Raw genomic sequence first — 16,698 nt, forward strand, 5'->3', positions numbered from 1 at the left:
AATTGAGGTAAACATGAATATAGTTTATATAGCAAATGAAAAGTTTGCCATGCATCTCGGCGTAAGCCTATATTCGTTATATGAGAGAAACAGACATGAGAAAGAGCTTAGAGTCTTCATCATTTCCACAGGAATTGGTGGGGACTCTTTGGGCAAGTTGAAAAGTATAGCAAAGAAGTTTGGCAGAACTGTAGAAATAATAGAACTTAAAGACACATCAAAATATTTTGATACAGGCTTGCAGGATACTTCCTTTGATATCAGCAAAATGGGCAGACTGCTTGTGGGTGAGCTTTTACCGACAGACGTAGAAAGAGTACTCTATCTTGACTGTGATATGGTGATATTACATTCTATAAGAGAGCTGTATGATACAAAGCTTGGCAAAAATGTAGTGGCCGCCGTAGAGGAGCCGACAGTTCTTGAGAGAGTAAGGTATGAAATAGGACTTGACTATGAGGCTTCCTATGTAAATGCCGGTCTCTTACTGATAGACCTTAAAAAATGGAGAGAAGAAAATCTTGGAGAAAAGATAATAAGCTACAGTAAAAGCATTTGGAATAAGAGCCTTTTCGGCGAGCAGGATGCCATAAACGGAGTGCTCAGATGGAGAATAAAAAAGCTTCCTCCGAAGTTTAACTTCTTCTCAAACTACAAATATTTTTCATACAGGGCATTGACCAAAGTTTACGGTGCAACTCTTTCATATAGTAAAGAAGATTTAAAAGAAGCAAAGAAAAGACCTGTAGTACTGCATTTTGCAGGTGATGAGAGGCCTTGGTGTATAGGAAGCTACAATCCTTATAAGAGAGCATATTTTTATTTTAAGGAAAAGACTCCGTTTAGAGAAGTTCCGCTTGAGGGAGGTAAGAAGCTTTATATGCTTATATATCATATGATGGATTTGGTAACCGTAGTTTGCCCGAGGGTCAGAAAGACGATATCCGAGTACTATATAAATAAAGCTTACAAGAGGCTGTCGGAGAGAAAATAAGGAGAGAAGATGAAATTAGCCTTAGTAGTGTTGAATTATAATGATGCGGACAATACATTAAAACTCTTAGGTAATGTAGCCGATTATGCCGTATTTGATAAGGTTATAGTGGTGGACAATGCCTCAAATGATGATTCCAAGGTAAGACTGAAAAGCTTTTGTGAGAAAAATGAAAAGGTTTATTTTGTAGATAATCATGAGAATAAAGGCTACGGTGCCGGCAATAATGTAGGCATAAGAGTGGCAAAAGATCTTGAAATGGATCTTGCGCTTATAGCAAATCCGGATACGGACTTTGAAGAAAATGTAATAAAAGTTTTAAAGTTGGCTATGGAAAAAAATAAAGACATCGGCATATGCGCTCCTTTGGTGGAGACAAATGATGTATACGGCAGCAGAGAAAATGTACTTAAAGGTGCTTCATGTTGGCCTATGAGAGATTTTCTTCATTCCTTGGCTGAGAACGGTCCGATAAGCAGGCGAATCTTTACAAAGGCTCTTCATTATGACAGAAACTTTTATAATGCGAAGATAAGAAAAGTAGGCGCAGTACTTGGTGCACTTTTGATGGTAAGAGTTGACGCCTTTATAAAGGTCGGAGGCTATGATGAAAAGATGTTTTTATACGGTGAGGAGGATCTGCTTTCAAAGAAGATGGAAGGTATCGGCTTAAAGACTGCCGTTATTACAGGATATAAGTATAAGCATATACATTCCGCAAGCATCAAAAAAAGTTTAAAAAGCCTCTACTCACGCCAGAAAATCAGAGAAGAGTCCACAATGTATTTTTATAAAAATTATCTGAAGATAAACCCTCTTTGGCAGATATTTGCAAAAGTATTTTTTACATTTGTAAGACTTGAAGTGATTATTTTCGGATTACTGTAGGAAAGTTTATGATAGAAATTTTACTTGCGACCTATAACGGTGAAAGATTTTTGCCTGAGCAGATAGAAAGCATAATGAGTCAAAGTTTTAAGGACTATAAAATACTTGCAAGTGACGATAGTTCAAGCGATTGTACTTTTGAAATATTAAGAAGCTATGAGAGTGTATTGGGCGAGAAGATAAAGGTGGTTCAAAGCAATACTCACAGTGCGAAAGAAAACTTTTACAATCTACTTGATATGGCTGATGCCGAATATATTGCGCTCTGCGATCAGGATGACTTTTGGCAAAGTGATAAGCTCGAAAAAAGTATGAAAGCCATACAAAGGCTTGAAAAAAGGTATGGCAAAGAAACACCGATACTGCTGCATTCGGATTTGGAGATAGTGGATGAAAACCTGAATTCAAAGAACAAAAAAATGAGTGAACTTACAGGTATGAGTGAAGCCATAAAGTATGCAAAAAAGGAGTCAAAATATCTTTATACAATAAGCACAGAAAAAAGTTTTTCAAGGTATCTCGTTGAAAACAATATTACCGGAAATACGGTGATTATAAATAAAGCATTACTTGATATATATAAAAGACCTGAGGTTTCTTTTATGCATGACTGGTGGCTTGGACTGATCGCCTTTACATTCGGTAAGGTAGGCTTTCTTAATGAGTGCCTTGTAAAATATCGTCAACATGAAAGCAATGAACTTGGTGCAAAGAATCCTCTGGAACTTCGTAATATAAAAAAGAGGAACAAACAAAGGATAAGAGAAAACTATGACTGCATGTTTGCACAGGTGGAGGAGTTTTTAAGATTATATAAGGATGAACTTGGAAAAAGCAGGTCGGCTGATACATATTTTGCACGCAAATATTTAAATGCCTTTGCAAATATGAAATCTAAAAACAGGATATCAAAGATAAGAGATATCATGAAATATTCATTTTTTAAAAGTTCAAAAATACTTACAATAGGAGAGATGTTGAATATCTGATGAATAAAAAAAATAAAAGTGAGATTTCCACATCTCTTTTTTGGAAAATACTTGAAAACGGAGGTTCACAGGGAGTTCAATTTATAGTGTCTGTACTCCTTGCAAGGCTTTTAAGTCCGTCAGAGTATGGAATAGTTGCAATAGTTTTGATATTTACAACAATAGCCAATGTTTTGGTACAAAACGGCTTTGCTTCAGCACTGATACAAAAGTTTCATGCGGATGATTTGGACTTTTCATCTGTGCTGATTTTTAATGTATTTTTATCACTGGCGATATATATACTGTTATTTTTGGGCTCTCCCGTAATAGCGGATATATATAAAAATCCCGAGCTTACAAATATACTTAGAGTTATGGGCATAATAATACTGCCCGGAAGTATTATATCAATAGAAAATTCATATGTTGCCAGAAATATGAAGTTTAAAACACTTTTTATTGCAACATTTCTTTCGTCTTTGATTTCAGGCAGTGTAAGTGTAATTATGGCACTTGAGGGAGCCAAGGTCCGGGCTTTGGTTTTCCAGCAGATAGTATATTATTTTGCACTCCTTATAATACTCGGTATAGGTATCAAATATTTTCCGGGACTTAAGTTCAGTTTGGAGAGATTAAAAACCATGTTTGCCTATGGCTCAAAGCTTTTGGTCGCATCACTGATAGATACGATTTTTACAAATATACACGGCCTTGTTATAGGTAAGGCATACAGTGAAGATATGCTCGGATCATTCAACAGAGGTGAGCAATTCCCGAAGCTTGTAGTAAGCAATCTTTCATCTGCGATACAGTCCGTACTGCTTCCCGCCATGTCAAAAAAACAGGAAAGTAAGGAAGATGTAAAAGCACTTTTGAAGTCCTCGGTAAGACTTTCCACATTTGTGGTGGCACCTATGATGTGCGGTCTGGCGGCGGTGAGTAACAATCTTATACTTTTACTGCTTGGAGAGAAGTGGAGGATTGCAATACCGTTTTTGCAGATGATGTGCTTTTCATATGTATTTTGGCCGATTCATGTATCAAACCTTGAGGCGTTAAATGCTATGGGCAGAAGTGATATATTTTTAAAGCTTGAAATTATAAAAAAGATTCTTGGAATTGCCATATTGCTGATAGGAATAAGGTATAATGTATTTATATTTGTGGGGCTTAAGGCCTTTTCGGATCTGATCTGTGCATATATAAATGCGGCGCCGAACGGAAAGCTCTTAGGATACACCCTAAAAGAACAGAGTATGGATGCTTTAAACAACTTCATCCCTGCTATAATTATGGGAATTATTATTTACATTGCAGGTAAGCATATAGGAGTCGGTATTTTAAGTCTTCTGATACAGATAGTGCTTGGTGTGATTATTTATATAGCATTGGCCGTAGTTATGAAAAATGAGAACTTTAAGATGATAGTGAGTAAGGTGAGATAATAATGAATATACTTTTGACCAGTGTGGGTAGAAGAGCATATATAATCGATTATTTAAGGGACATATACAAAGACCTTGGATTAAGCGGAAATGTTGTAGCGACAAATTCGGATATGAATACAACCGCTATGAGTGTGTCCGATAAGGCTTTTGAGTCACCGCTTATATATGATGAAGAATATATTCCGTTTTTGTTGGATTTATGTAAAAATGAAAAAATAGATATTTTGATTTCACTCTTTGACATCGACCTTATGATACTTGCAAAGAATAAAGCCGAATTTGAGGCTTTGGGTGTAAAGGTCATTGTTTCAAATGAGGGTGTTATAAATATTTGTAATGATAAGTTTGAAATGCTTGAGTATCTTAAGGAGATAAATATGCCTGTGCCTGAAACCTATTTGGATCTTGATAATGCACTTGAATATGCTGATTTTGATAATAAAACTTATATTTTAAAACCGAGATGGGGAATGGGCTCACTAAGTATTTTTGAAGCCGAGAATAAAAAAGAACTTGAAGTTCTCTATGAAAAGGCAAAGAGAAGTATTCAAAAATCATATTTGAGATTTGAGTCAAATGCCGATATAAACAGAGCGATACTTATACAGGAAAAGATTAAAGGAGATGAGTTCGGACTGGATATTTTCAATAATCTTGAAGGTGAGAATCTAAGTGTTACGGTAAAGAGAAAATATGCCATGAGATCCGGTGAAACCGATATAGCAGAGGTCACCGAAAACAGTGAGCTTAAAGCTGTAGGAAAGAAGATAGCAAAAAGCCTTTCTCATATAGGAAATCTTGACATGGATATACTCTTATCGGACGGGAAAGCCTATATAATAGATATGAATGCAAGATTTGGCGGAGGCTATCCATTTACTCACAATGCCGGAGTAAATGAGCTGGAAGCAATTATAAGACTTTGCAGAGGCAAAGAGCTAAATGATTTAAGTGTTAAAAAATACGGCCTCTTTGCAAAAGAAATAACCATGGTGGAATTAAAATAGATTTGGATATATTATGGACAGTAAAGAAAGAAGTGCATATTTTTGGAATATGCTTGGCAGTATTGTATATGCCGTTACAAGTATGCTGCTTGGAGTGGCTGTCACAAGGCTTGCGGGAGCATATGCAGGCGGAGTATTTTTCTTCGGATTTTCCACATTAGGCCAGCAGCTTTATATAGTTTCATACTTTGGAATGAGACCTATACAGGTTACGGATATTTCAAATGAATATACATTCTGTGATTATTTAAGATTCCGTGTAATGACTTCACTTTTGGCCGTTTTGGCAGGGTTTGTATACATAGTGTTTATGACAAAGGACAGCTATGTATTTGAAGTATATATGATTTTGTCATTGTATAAGATTTTGGACGGATTTTGTGATATATTTGAGTCCGAAATGCAAAGACAGGACAGACTTGATATGACGGGAAAGGCAACACTTTTCAGGACATTATTCTGTGTATGCATATTTTTGGGAATCCTTGGAATTACAGGGGATTTAAGACTCAGCTCTTTGGCTCTGCTGCCAAGTATAGCGGTTGCGGCGTTGGTCTTTGATATTATACCGCTTGGCAGATTGAATATAGATAAGAGTATAAAAAAATCATCATATCTCTCTTTATTAAACAAGAGCAAGTGGCTGTTTTTGGGAGCATTTATAGATCTTTATATATTTGCCGCAGCAAAGTATGCGGTAAACTACAGACTCGGAGAGGAGTTAAACGGCTACTTCAGTATAATATTTATCCCGACTTCCATAATAAATTTGATGGCGGGATTTATAATAAGGCCGATACTTACAAAACTTTCATTACTGTATAAGACAGGTAACAAAAAAAATTTTGTTTCGACCATATCAAAGATTGCGGTATTTATATTTGCAGCCACATTATTTGGAATGCTTGCGGCTTATATATTTGGAATACCTGCGCTTAAGCTTGTACTTGGAGACGCCGGAAGTGCAATTAAGCCTTACAGACCGGCCTTGGTTTTGGTGATACTTGGCGGAGGACTTTATGCAATAGTAAACTTAGGATATTACTGTCTGGTTATATTTGAGATGACCGGAGTTATATTCTTTATATATGTGGTCGGTGCGGTTTTTGCATATTTTTTCAGCGATTTTATGGTAAAATACTTTGCTATGAACGGAGCCGCACTTGCATATATGATTACCATGTCGGTATTGACCGTATTTTTCCTTATAGCGGTGATTTTCGGACTCAGAAAGGTTAAAAAATGAATTTAGTAGATGTAATAATACCTACATATAAGCCTGGTAACAGATTTTTGACATCAATAAAGAGGCTTTTGGCTCAAAGTGTAAAACCCGGCAAGATTATTATTATAAATACGGACAAAAGTATTTGGGACAAGTCGGGTATTGAAGAGGGTATCAAAGGTATATTTGAGGGTAGCGAAGTAGGCCTTTATATTGAGCATATTGAAAAAAATGAATTTGACCACGGTGCTACCAGAAATCTCGGAGTATCAAAATCTGATGCAAAGTATTTTATATGTATGACTCAAGATGCGGTATGCTTTGACAAGGAGACTGTAAAATATCTGCTTCGAGGAATGGATAAGTCAATAAAGATGACTTATGCAAGACAATTACCTGACAAAAAGGCAAATAAGATTGAGAAGTTTACAAGGGAATTTAATTATCCTATAGAGTCAATGATAAAGTCCTTTAATGAAAAACAGACACTTGGAATAAAAACTTACTTTGCTTCAAATGTATGTGCAGCCTATGAAAGAGAGACCTTTAATGCACTTGGAGGCTTTGATACGGGAGAGATTTTGAATGAAGATATGCTTTATGCATACAAGCTTATCGAACATGGATATTTTATAAAATATGAGGCATGGGCCAGGGTAATACATTCTCATAACTACAGTGGAGCCGCGCAGTTTAAAAGAAATTTTGATATCGGAGTTTCACAGGCGAGCAATCCTCATATATTTAAGAATATAAAAAGTGAGAATGAGGGCAAAAAAATGGTGTTAAAGACATTAGGGCATCTTTTGTCCACTCATTCATATATCAGCGTTGTGAAGCTTGTATATATCAGCGGTTGCAAGTATGCAGGATTTCTGGCAGGTAAGAATTTTAAGAGATTGCCGAAGAGTGTGGTGAGAGCTTTAAGCATGAATAAAGGTTTTTGGAGATAGATATGTCTGATACATTGGTAATAATACCGGCATTTAATGAAGAAAAGAATATTGCAAATGTAATAGAGCGACTTACAAATACATTAAATGATGTGGACTATGTGATTGTAAATGACGGCTCTATTGACGCTACATCAAAGATCTGCAAAGAAAGAGGATTTAATATTATAGACTTGCCTGTAAATCTGGGACTTGCAGGTGCTTTTCAAACCGGTATGAAATATGCCCACAAAAACGGGTACAAGTATGCGGTGCAATTTGACGGCGACGGACAGCACAGACCGGAATATATACCTGAAATGAGAAAAAAGTGTGAGGAATGTGATATAGTCATCGTTTCAAGATTTGTAACCAAGAAAAAGCCTTTCTCGATGAGGATGTTGGGCTCAAGACTTATCAGCCTTGCAATAAAATTAAGTACCGGCGTGACAATACATGACCCTACTTCAGGTATGCGAATGTACAATGAAAAGCTGATTGCAGAGTTTGCACTCAGACTTAACTATGCGCCTGAGCCGGATACGGTATCCTATCTTATAAAGCAGGGTATGAGAGTCTGTGAGATACAGGGTGAGATGGATGAGAGAGTGGCGGGTATAAGCTACCTCACACCTATCAATGCCATGAAGTATATGTTTAGGATGCTGACTTCCATCATTATTATTCAAAGTTTTAGAGAGAAGAAAAAAATATGACAGCTATACTAAGAATCGGACTTATCTTGATATCTATAATGTCATTTTTTATCATTGTTAGAAAGATAAGGAAATCAAAAATAAGAATAGAAGACGGACTCTTCTGGGTGGTCTTTGCCATCATACTGATAGTATTTGCGGTGTTCCCGGGGATCATCTACTTTATCTCCGACCTCGTAGGTGCCAAATCCCCCGCAAATATAGTCTATCTGATAATAATAGGCATGCTCCTTGTCAAGCTTTTCTTTATGAGCATACAGATGTCGCTTCTTGAAAACAAGGTTGTGAATCTGGCTCAGGAGATGGCGCTGAAGGAGAAAGAGGATGGGGAAGAATAAATAAGAATCAATATAGTAATTAAGGGGTATCACGAATGAAAGTGATACCCTATCTTTAGTTTCAGGTAAGCAGGTTATCAATATTCTGCTTTGAATGCAGTATTCTATGCACTTCCATTACATCATTAACAAGCTGATTTGCGGCAGTCGGATTATGCAGGTTATTAGTTATTTAGTAAGTAATTTTAAATAAATCATTTTTGAATAGAGGAAGATAATGATTTTCTTGACTTTGCTATTTCTGCATTTATCTCATCCTGTGACATATCGGAGATATTATATTTATTTGCAATCTTACTTGCTTTCTCTAGAGCGCTGATTCCGGGTGAATCAGTGTCATCTGAATTTATATTAAATTGAATTGGTGTATTTGGCATAGTTAAACCTCCGGAATCTAAAATATTCTTATAGGGTAATCATAGTATAGAATGTTGTATTTCTACAGGACAAACGCATGAGTAAACAATGAATGAATAAACTATGAACAATCCCCTTTTTTATGGTATATTTAAGAAAAAGGGGATTTTGTGATGAACGAATTATTAGAATGGCTTGAATACATCGAAGATGTAAGGCAAGAGAGAAAAGTAAAGCATAAATTAAAAGATATTATAGTGATAGTGCTATTTGCTACCTTGGCAAATGTAGACGATTGGGTTGAGATGGAATATTTTGCTTATTACAATGAAGAATATTTAAAAAGATACATAAAACTTGAGAATGGTATCCCGTCCCACAACACATTATGTCGCGTTTTTGTTACGCTACAACTGGAGATATTACAACAGCTTTATAAGAAATGGCAAGAATTGTTAAACAGAAATGAAGGAGAAGCCCTAAAAAAGATTATCTGCATAGATGGAAAGACAATGCGAGGAAATAGAAGCAAAGAAAGTAAAGCAAATCATATAGTAACAGCATGGAGTAAGGAAGACGGATTTAGCCTCGGCCAAAAAGTAGTAGATGAAAAAAGTAATGAAATAACAGCAATACCGGAGTTATTGGAAAAGATTAATATAAAAGGTCAAGTAGTAACAATTGATGCCATGGGGACGCAAACGGCAATAGTAGAAACTATACGAAGAAAAAGGGGAGAGTATGTATTAGCCTTAAAAGGTAATCAAAATGTATTATGTGAAGAAGTAAGTTTATTTTTAAATGATGAGGAAGAAAAGAAAAAAATAAAGCAAAAGGGAATATATAAGAAAACAAGAGAGAAGGCACATGGTCAAATAGAGATACGAGAGTACTACCAAACGGAAGAAATAAAATGGCTTGAGAGTAAGAAAGAGTGGAAAGGTCTAAAGAGCATAGGGATGGAGGAAAAAACAATAATAAAGGGAGAAGAAAGGAAAAAAGAATATCGATATTATATAAGCAGTTTGAAAGAAGATATAGAATTATTTTCAAGGTCGGTGAGAGGACATTGGAGTGTAGAGAGTATGCATTGGCATTTAGATGTAACATTTAAAGAAGATGCAAATAAAACAATAGATAAAAGAGCAGCAGAAAATTTAAATATTATTAGGAAATGGTGTATAAGCATATTAAAAATGATAGAGATATTTCGGCCTAAATTGTCTATGAAAAAGAAGAGATTTGTTATCAGTATGAACCCTGCGGAATTTTTAGAGCAGGTATTGGCTTTTTAAAAAATGATATTTTTGCCAAAGGGGGAGTATAACATTTCATGCGTTTGTCCTGTGATTTAACAAATAGGTATAGCATTTTTCATCTAAAAATGCTATACTCACTTAGATAAGATTGCTGTGTAAAATTAAGTTTAAGACTAATTTCTGAAGAAAGGAGAAGAATAATGGAATTAAGTAAATATGTGGTAGAATCAAAACATTATGAAAAATCTCTTGACTCAGATTTAAAAAAAGAAAAAGGTATTTTTTATACAGATATAGAGTTGGCAAGTCATATTGTTAAATTTTTGAATCTGCCAAAAAGTTCTGTCATTTTAGATCCATGTTGTGGAACGGGAAATTTTCTTGCAGTGGCAAAAGAATTAGGGTATGAAAAAATATATGGTGCTGATATTGATAAAGATGCAATTTCGTTAGCAAAAAAGAATATAGACACAAACACCTTTGGAACATTGGATACACTTGGCAATGATGCTGAGTATATTTTGAATAAGTTCAATTTATCAGAGCCGGTTGATGTAATTATTGGAAATCCACCGTATGCACCTATTGCAAAAGATATTATGATTGATACATCTGATTACTTGTTTTTAAGAAAAGTAAAGGATTCAGGTAGTAACTTATTTATTGCTGCAATGTATAAAGCATTTGATTTGATTAAAGCAAATGGAACAATATCCTATATTATACCTAAAAACTTTCTTCACGTTGCTTCATATTCAATGTTAAGAAAAACAATCTTAAATGAGAAAAAAATTGTTTCTATTTTAGATATAGGCAAGTATTTCAAAAATGTTAGGGGAGAGCAGATCGTATTAACTTTAGAAAATAGCTTTATGAATGATAATAATATTCCTATATACAAGTATGAAGACTGTGAAATTGTCAAGAAACTAGAAGTCCCTCAAAGCTTTTACAAAGATGAAATTTTATTATTTAGTAGTGAAGAAGATTTTACAATTTATAAAAAATTGGAAGGTACATATCAAAAATTTAGTGATGTGTGTACTGGATATGTAGGCAGAGGAAAGTCGAAGTCGGATAAAGCGATAGTTGGAAAGGATATACGTAAATTTTCATTTAAAAATATTGAAGTCCCTAAGAAGGGAAATAAAGTCTTTATACAGAATATTTATAGTGCTGAAGCAGGAATAATTGCAAGTTTTGCAGGAAACCTTGAAGCTGGAGAGACAGTAACTGTTTTTACTGATGGCGATGAAAAAATGTGTCGATATATACTGGGATTTTTACATTCTAATTTATGTAATTATTATTTGCTTAACTTTTGTTATAATAATTCAAAACTTACAGTGCATACAGATGCAAAATACTTAAAAAAATTACCTCTAATTATAAAAGGTAATACATTTTCTAAGATAATAAGCGTTGTTAAATCATTAGAAAAAATTGAATATATGAGCGAAAGTTGGTTTGACATGATGGAAGCTTTAAATGATTTGATATATCAGACTTATAATATATCTGAAAATGAAAGATTACACATAGATTTGCAAATGAAAAGTATACAGTCGAAGAGGTGGCATAATGATAAATGAAGAGAAAAGATGTAATAATTTAACTGGGAAAGAGTGGCTTCAAAATTCTTTTAGCATATGGAGAAATTTGACTAAGACTAAAGAAGAAAAGGATATGGGGCATCCGGCTTCATATCCTGTTTCTTTGTGCGAAAAGCTTATAAAAACTTTTTCAAAAAATGATGCTTTAATAATAGATCCGTTCAATGGAGTAGGTTCGAGCCTTGTTGCGGCACATAATCTTGACCGTAAAGCTGTTGGTATAGATTTGTCACAGGAATTTTGTAAGGTTGCAGAGCAAAGGATTGGGAATGATAAAAAAAATAGAATTATTAATGGAGATAGTTTCTCGGAATTGGATAAATTGGAAGAAAATTCATTTGATTTGTGTCTAACATCACCACCTTATTGGGACATATTAAATATGAAACGGAGTGCTGATGGGAAACAGAGCATAAACTATTCGGAAAAGTCCAATGATATGGGGAATATATCTGAATATCGTACTTTTATAAATGAATTGGGAAGATTATTTTTTAAAGTTAATAGAGTTTTGAAACCTGGGGCATATTGCTTGGTAAATGTTATGGATATTCGAAAAAAAAGTGTTTTTTACCCTCTCCATAGCGATTTGGCGACAGAATTACAAAAACAAGGGTATGTATTTGATGATATTATTATCTGGGACAGACAGCAAGACTATAATAATATGAGACCTTTAGGTTATCCATATAAATATCGCATAAATAAGGTCCATGAGTATATATTGATTTTTATAAAAAAGTAGGAGGATTTGCAATGTACAATGAAGAGTTTTATAATTTTTTAGTCAGTAGCAAGCAGCGTATATTTATTGATGCTGAAGGAAGGGAAGATAAGATCAAGGCTTTCATTCAAAAGTACAATAGTAAATATAATGCATCTGTTTCTGTTGGAGATTATGGTATATGTTTACTAGGAGATGTCGATAAATGGGGAATAGAATTGAGAATATATTTTAATAATATTTCTAATATTCCTTCTTATTGGGATGGAAGAAAATATCATAACAGAAATTATAAATCAAGTGAATTCACTTATAGGTTAGATGATAATCAATTAGTCTATTATTTATTTGATAATGGATATAGACTTGGATACAATTAGAATAAGGAGTTCGTTTTGAATAATAATTGAGTAAATAATATGAGAACCTTATATTAGCCCTACAAATGTCGTATAAATAAATTTTTATTAAAGTATACTGATTTTATAAGATAGGAGGATATTATGTTTACATTAAGAAGTGTTTTATCACAAAGAGGCTATGGTTATCAAACTTTTTTTACTGATAGAGCAGAGGATATCTACTTTAAAACAGTAAATGATCTTTGCTATTCAATAGGTTATATTTTGAGACATGTTCAAAGAATAGATGCAGAAATACCAGAAGAACAGATATCAGAAATTTTAAGAGTTATACCAAATTACCCGATAACAACCAGCTATACATCTGGCGGAAATGTCATGAAATGGGGTAAACAGTACCGTATATATTTTAATTCTATAAGAAATATGCCTGTTGAATTAAAAGGAAGATTACAGAATGATGATAAAATGAGACTTACAGGAAGTAGGTTTATAGAAGCGTGTTTTTATATTGGGTTTGTTCCTGGTTCTAATCAAGATAGAGATTTGATATTAGAGGTAATGAATGAGATTTTTGATGACGAAGAAACCAAATTTTTTGAAGATGGATACAAAGGATAAGATTAATTATGAATGTAGAAATGGCTTATCTCTTGGGGATGATATGTGGAAATGGTGAAATTCAGAGGACATCAGTTAATACTGTAATATCTATTGAAATACCACACAAAAAATTGGAAACAGAAGAAGTTCATGATGTTAAACTTTATGTGAAGGCGAGTATTGCAGATATTAGAAATATCATTGAACCTTTGATTGGTGCAGGATTGGATTTTATTCAAAATCCTTCATCGACTATTTTGTCTTTTACTAAACCAAATACGGATTATTTAATACGCGAAATAAATAGGTTTGTTGGAAATGCTGTATCACATAATGATATATCAATCCATGAAGATATTTTTGAGTGTAGTGTGGATGAACGCAGACAATTTTTAAAAGGTTTTGCAGATGTTACAGGGTATATTAGGAGGAGTAATGCGTATTTTAATAAATATGAACATAGAGTTTATTTAGAAATACCACATAACTGGCAAATGGTAATAGATATATGTAATTTATTAAAGTCAACCGATATTCCTGTACAAACGATTGATTGGGCACATCCTAATATGCGAGATGGAGATCTGAAAAAGTATAATGCAGGTCAAGTTAATTTTTGGAAAAAAGAACATCAAGTAAAAATATGGGCAAATGAGTTTAATCCAATTGGCTTTGGGATTATACACAAACAACAAGCATTGGATATGTTTTCGGATGAATTAATTGCTGCATATAGAAAACTTAGCAAAGACTTAAAAAAGAAAACTCATAAATACTTTTGGGAATCAAAAAGAAAACCGAATAAAACTAAACCGCCTCATCCAGGAGAAAATGATGATTTTATTCCAATAACAATTAGGGGTAAGCATTTCAACTCATGGACGGAAATAGCGGGAGAGTTGGGTTATCATGAGTAAAAGAAATGTAAAAAGTGAATTTGAATTATATTTACCAATGAAAAATTGGTTGCAAGGGTATTTGGAAGATAATTACAAAGGATATAAAATCATCACTGTAGATGCCCATTCAGAAAGATTAGATAGAGTTTTAGCTAAGTATGATATATTGAATGAACTTGCTGTTGGTTTAGATCTCCAAATAGATGTTTTAGGAATAGCAAAAGAGGAAATACGGTAAAACTATTTTTTATTGAAGCAAAGAAAACAAACTTGACTTTAAGGGATTTAGGACAATTATGGTCATACTGTAAATTAATCGAACCTGAAGAAGCTTTTTTAATGACTTCGGCAGGATTAGGTACATTAAATAAAATACTAAACCTGAATTATTCACCAAAGTAGATTTTGCTTAGAGACTACGCAAAATAAGGTGTTTATAAAAATATCTTATTTGTAAATCTGGAAATCACCTTAAAAAAGGGCGTACTATCCCTATGTACTAAAAATCACTGTTTTATATTTGATTTCTAAGGCTCATAAGTTACCACTATTCGCTATTCCAACGGTGGAGATAATTTCCTGATGTTTGAAATTGTTTCGTAAAACTCTTTCTTATAGAGGCAACTGCTACATAGTTTGAATATGGTATATCTTGCCGTATGTACTACTTTTGCAGCTACTTTTAACAACTTTAAACGAATAGTATTAATTTGCTGTTTCCTCATATTTGAAGAGAGTACAAGTCGTCTAAACCAATTAAACAGGTTATAGGCAAGAACCATGCACCTGTAGACGATTTGCATTTACTACCTTGGAGCGACTGCTTACTGAGGAAAAATCAAATCCTGATTTTCCTTCCTTTATAAAGTTTTCCATCTTACCTCTACCACAATAAAACTGAATTACCTGATGTGGTTGTGATTCCATTGTAGTAACAACAAAAGTATATAGGTGAATAAACTGATTATAGGGTTTTTCTACTTTAAAAACTATTCTCCTTGGGTGAGACCAACTTCCTGCCTGATAGTAGAATTCTCCGTACTCCACCATATAATCTGTCTGATTTTCACGGGATGCCCTAAATAGTGCCGCATCAGCATCTGCAACATATTTTATAAGAGTTTGGTTTTGCTTTAAACGAATAGCATACTTACAGTCATTATCCTCACATGCTTTGTATAGATCAGGAGAAGCAAATCCGCTATCTCCACGAAGATAAAGAGGGAGCGATGGATATTTTGCACGGTATTCCTGCAACAGTGGAATCATGAATTTGTCAGCATCATTACTGCAATACTGTGTGCCGTTACGAAGTTCAGCCTTTAAAAGATCACCTGTGATTCCGTCATAGCAAAGTAATGGATGATAACCGTGAGCCTGATAATGAAAGTTAAAGCCTTCGCCTTCCTGATTACCGTAAGTGTTAAGCAGTGTAGAATCAAGGTCAAACAGCATATGTTGTGGTGTCTTAATAGAATAGACAATATCTCGCATTTTTGCATTTATAGAATCAAACTGTGCAAGAGTGTCGTTGTCCATCCTATTCCAAAAACGAGATAGTGTAGGTTGAGAGGCCAAGGTCTCTTTTTCCAAAATAGATGTTAATACCGGATCACTTGTCAGTTCATCTGCACAATCATCCTTAAAATAGGCTGCTATAATTTGGTAGAGCATCTGCATAAGGTTATCAGAGTCTGTGTGAATACGGCTGTTTGTATGGTCATTGGTTTTGAAAAGCTTTTTCACAAGCTTTATAAGGCCTACCTTTGTAGCGAATTCTTTGATGAGGAGTAGCCCTCCATCAGAAGAGAGGTTTCCGCCATTAAAATTTATTTTTATTTTCTTGTTGCTTTCAAGTGAAATAGTGTTTAAAATTGACATATAAGGACTTCCTTTCCTTGGCATTGTTTTTTTCCACATTAATTTTACCAAGAAAGAGGTCCTTTTTCCATTCACTTTTTAGGTGAGAGTAAGAAAGTTTTGTAAATGCAGTAATTATGCAGCTTTCAGCTATAGAAGCAACTATGCCATGAATAATTCAGGCTAACGCTTGTAAAAGATGGGATAATTTCAGTAGAAGATGCTGCAAAAAGAGCAAATATAAGCGTAAGTACGTTTCAAAAATATTTAAATGAAAAAATGTAAATGATTAAGTAAGACTTAAAACAATGAGGACACTGTAAAAGGTGTCCTTTTTTGTATGGCTTTAATTGGGTTGAGACTATGTACTATAAAGAAGGTAATAAATAATTTTACTTACTAAATGGCTTGTTATCGGTGGCAATGTGAGTGAAATGCTTTACAAACGTAAGCGTCAATTCAAGTACGCCTCCCAATAAATACACTTCCACTATAAAATAAG

At 34.1% G+C, this 16,698-nt stretch carries 17 protein-coding genes and 2 pseudogenes; 17 read left to right on the forward strand and 2 right to left on the reverse strand.

The genetic code is table 11. From position 1 onward, the window contains the following. Positions 1–13: 13 nt before the first annotated feature. From ACO6FI_RS10520 to ACO6FI_RS10560, 9 genes are read left to right on the forward strand one after another with little or no spacing between them, the layout of a single operon-like run. On the forward strand, positions 14–994 hold the full coding sequence (locus tag ACO6FI_RS10520) for a glycosyltransferase family 8 protein (RefSeq protein ID WP_485457290.1): 981 nt from the start codon (positions 14–16) through the stop codon (positions 992–994). Positions 995–1,003: 9 nt separating this feature from the next. After that, a complete protein-coding gene (locus tag ACO6FI_RS10525; protein ID WP_485457291.1) occupies positions 1,004–1,882 on the forward strand; it encodes a glycosyltransferase in 879 nt (292 codons plus the stop codon). 8 nt (positions 1,883–1,890) lie between these two features. Beyond that, positions 1,891–2,871, forward strand: coding sequence for a glycosyltransferase family 2 protein (locus tag ACO6FI_RS10530; protein ID WP_485457292.1), 981 nt, complete (start codon positions 1,891–1,893; stop codon positions 2,869–2,871). Next, positions 2,871–4,298: a lipopolysaccharide biosynthesis protein gene (locus ACO6FI_RS10535; protein ID WP_485457293.1), complete on the forward strand. Its 1,428-nt coding sequence runs from the start codon at positions 2,871–2,873 to the stop codon at positions 4,296–4,298. The genes ACO6FI_RS10530 and ACO6FI_RS10535 overlap by 1 nt, the downstream gene beginning before the upstream one ends. Positions 4,299–4,300: 2 nt before the next feature. After that, entirely contained in the window at positions 4,301–5,308 is a 1,008-nt protein-coding gene (locus tag ACO6FI_RS10540) for an ATP-grasp domain-containing protein (RefSeq protein WP_485457294.1), read from the forward strand. A gap of 13 nt (positions 5,309–5,321) precedes the next feature. Continuing rightward, entirely contained in the window at positions 5,322–6,554 is a 1,233-nt protein-coding gene (locus ACO6FI_RS10545) for a lipopolysaccharide biosynthesis protein (RefSeq protein ID WP_485457295.1), read from the forward strand. Beyond that, positions 6,551–7,486 carry a glycosyltransferase family 2 protein gene (locus tag ACO6FI_RS10550; RefSeq protein WP_485457296.1) on the forward strand — a complete coding sequence of 312 codons (936 nt, stop codon included), beginning with the start codon at positions 6,551–6,553 and terminating at the stop codon, positions 7,484–7,486. The genes ACO6FI_RS10545 and ACO6FI_RS10550 overlap by 4 nt, the downstream gene beginning before the upstream one ends. Positions 7,487–7,488: 2 nt before the next feature. Then, complete coding sequence (locus tag ACO6FI_RS10555) at positions 7,489–8,181, forward strand: glycosyltransferase family 2 protein (protein WP_485457297.1); 693 nt, start codon at positions 7,489–7,491, stop codon at positions 8,179–8,181. Then, entirely contained in the window at positions 8,178–8,519 is a 342-nt protein-coding gene (locus tag ACO6FI_RS10560) for a DUF2304 domain-containing protein (RefSeq protein ID WP_485457298.1), read from the forward strand. The genes ACO6FI_RS10555 and ACO6FI_RS10560 overlap by 4 nt, the downstream gene beginning before the upstream one ends. Before the next feature lie 194 nt (positions 8,520–8,713). Here ACO6FI_RS10560 and ACO6FI_RS10565 read toward each other — a convergent pair whose 3' ends face one another. Then, the gene (locus ACO6FI_RS10565) at positions 8,714–8,896 is read right to left on the reverse strand and encodes a hypothetical protein (protein ID WP_485457299.1); all 183 of its coding nucleotides are present in this window, start codon (positions 8,894–8,896) and stop codon (positions 8,714–8,716) included. Between the two features lie 153 nt (positions 8,897–9,049). Here ACO6FI_RS10565 and ACO6FI_RS10570 point away from each other — a divergent pair, with 153 nt between their 5' ends. From ACO6FI_RS10570 to ACO6FI_RS10600, 7 genes are all read left to right on the forward strand, one after another. Beyond that, positions 9,050–10,171, forward strand: a complete 1,122-nt coding sequence (locus ACO6FI_RS10570; RefSeq protein ID WP_485457300.1) for an ISAs1 family transposase — start codon at positions 9,050–9,052, stop codon at positions 10,169–10,171. A 164-nt stretch (positions 10,172–10,335) separates the two neighbouring features. Further along, positions 10,336–11,727 carry an Eco57I restriction-modification methylase domain-containing protein gene (locus ACO6FI_RS10575; protein WP_485457301.1) on the forward strand — a complete coding sequence of 464 codons (1,392 nt, stop codon included), beginning with the start codon at positions 10,336–10,338 and terminating at the stop codon, positions 11,725–11,727. After that, entirely contained in the window at positions 11,717–12,493 is a 777-nt protein-coding gene (locus tag ACO6FI_RS10580) for a DNA methyltransferase (protein ID WP_485457302.1), read from the forward strand. The genes ACO6FI_RS10575 and ACO6FI_RS10580 overlap by 11 nt, the downstream gene beginning before the upstream one ends. Positions 12,494–12,504: 11 nt before the next feature. Then, positions 12,505–12,852, forward strand: a complete 348-nt coding sequence (locus ACO6FI_RS10585; RefSeq protein ID WP_485457303.1) for a hypothetical protein — start codon at positions 12,505–12,507, stop codon at positions 12,850–12,852. 123 nt (positions 12,853–12,975) lie between these two features. Next, entirely contained in the window at positions 12,976–13,455 is a 480-nt protein-coding gene (locus tag ACO6FI_RS10590; protein ID WP_485457304.1) for a hypothetical protein, read from the forward strand. An 8-nt stretch (positions 13,456–13,463) separates the two neighbouring features. Next, positions 13,464–14,354 carry a hypothetical protein gene (locus ACO6FI_RS10595; RefSeq protein ID WP_485457305.1) on the forward strand — a complete coding sequence of 297 codons (891 nt, stop codon included), beginning with the start codon at positions 13,464–13,466 and terminating at the stop codon, positions 14,352–14,354. Continuing rightward, positions 14,347–14,574: a hypothetical protein gene (locus ACO6FI_RS10600; protein WP_485457306.1), complete on the forward strand. Its 228-nt coding sequence runs from the start codon at positions 14,347–14,349 to the stop codon at positions 14,572–14,574. The genes ACO6FI_RS10595 and ACO6FI_RS10600 overlap by 8 nt, the downstream gene beginning before the upstream one ends. A 316-nt stretch (positions 14,575–14,890) precedes the next feature. Here the strand turns inward: ACO6FI_RS10600 and ACO6FI_RS10605 are convergent. Then, a pseudogene (locus tag ACO6FI_RS10605) lies at positions 14,891–16,217 on the reverse strand (IS1380 family transposase). Between the two features lie 174 nt (positions 16,218–16,391). Between ACO6FI_RS10605 and ACO6FI_RS10610 the strand changes: the two are divergent. Next, positions 16,392–16,481, forward strand: a pseudogene (locus tag ACO6FI_RS10610) (Rpn family recombination-promoting nuclease/putative transposase); the annotation flags it as partial. Between the last annotated feature and the right edge of the window lie 217 nt (positions 16,482–16,698).

The sequence above is a fragment of the Lachnoanaerobaculum sp. genome, from assembly GCF_057250505.1.

Bases quoted from the DNA above. Each gene is read 5' to 3' on its own strand.
- ACO6FI_RS10520 (WP_485457290.1), top strand. From the start codon at position 14: ATGAATATAGTTTATATAGCAAATGAAAAGTTTGCCATGCATCTCGGC.
- ACO6FI_RS10525 (WP_485457291.1), top strand. From the start codon at position 1,004: ATGAAATTAGCCTTAGTAGTGTTGAATTATAATGATGCGGACAATACA.
- ACO6FI_RS10530 (WP_485457292.1), top strand. From the start codon at position 1,891: ATGATAGAAATTTTACTTGCGACCTATAACGGTGAAAGATTTTTGCCT.
- ACO6FI_RS10535 (WP_485457293.1), top strand. From the start codon at position 2,871: ATGAATAAAAAAAATAAAAGTGAGATTTCCACATCTCTTTTTTGGAAA.
- ACO6FI_RS10540 (WP_485457294.1), top strand. From the start codon at position 4,301: ATGAATATACTTTTGACCAGTGTGGGTAGAAGAGCATATATAATCGAT.
- ACO6FI_RS10545 (WP_485457295.1), top strand. From the start codon at position 5,322: ATGGACAGTAAAGAAAGAAGTGCATATTTTTGGAATATGCTTGGCAGT.
- ACO6FI_RS10550 (WP_485457296.1), top strand. From the start codon at position 6,551: ATGAATTTAGTAGATGTAATAATACCTACATATAAGCCTGGTAACAGA.
- ACO6FI_RS10555 (WP_485457297.1), top strand. From the start codon at position 7,489: ATGTCTGATACATTGGTAATAATACCGGCATTTAATGAAGAAAAGAAT.
- ACO6FI_RS10560 (WP_485457298.1), top strand. From the start codon at position 8,178: ATGACAGCTATACTAAGAATCGGACTTATCTTGATATCTATAATGTCA.
- ACO6FI_RS10565 (WP_485457299.1), bottom strand. From the start codon at position 8,896: ATGCCAAATACACCAATTCAATTTAATATAAATTCAGATGACACTGAT.
- ACO6FI_RS10570 (WP_485457300.1), top strand. From the start codon at position 9,050: ATGAACGAATTATTAGAATGGCTTGAATACATCGAAGATGTAAGGCAA.
- ACO6FI_RS10575 (WP_485457301.1), top strand. From the start codon at position 10,336: ATGGAATTAAGTAAATATGTGGTAGAATCAAAACATTATGAAAAATCT.
- ACO6FI_RS10580 (WP_485457302.1), top strand. From the start codon at position 11,717: ATGATAAATGAAGAGAAAAGATGTAATAATTTAACTGGGAAAGAGTGG.
- ACO6FI_RS10585 (WP_485457303.1), top strand. From the start codon at position 12,505: ATGTACAATGAAGAGTTTTATAATTTTTTAGTCAGTAGCAAGCAGCGT.
- ACO6FI_RS10590 (WP_485457304.1), top strand. From the start codon at position 12,976: ATGTTTACATTAAGAAGTGTTTTATCACAAAGAGGCTATGGTTATCAA.
- ACO6FI_RS10595 (WP_485457305.1), top strand. From the start codon at position 13,464: ATGAATGTAGAAATGGCTTATCTCTTGGGGATGATATGTGGAAATGGT.
- ACO6FI_RS10600 (WP_485457306.1), top strand. From the start codon at position 14,347: ATGAGTAAAAGAAATGTAAAAAGTGAATTTGAATTATATTTACCAATG.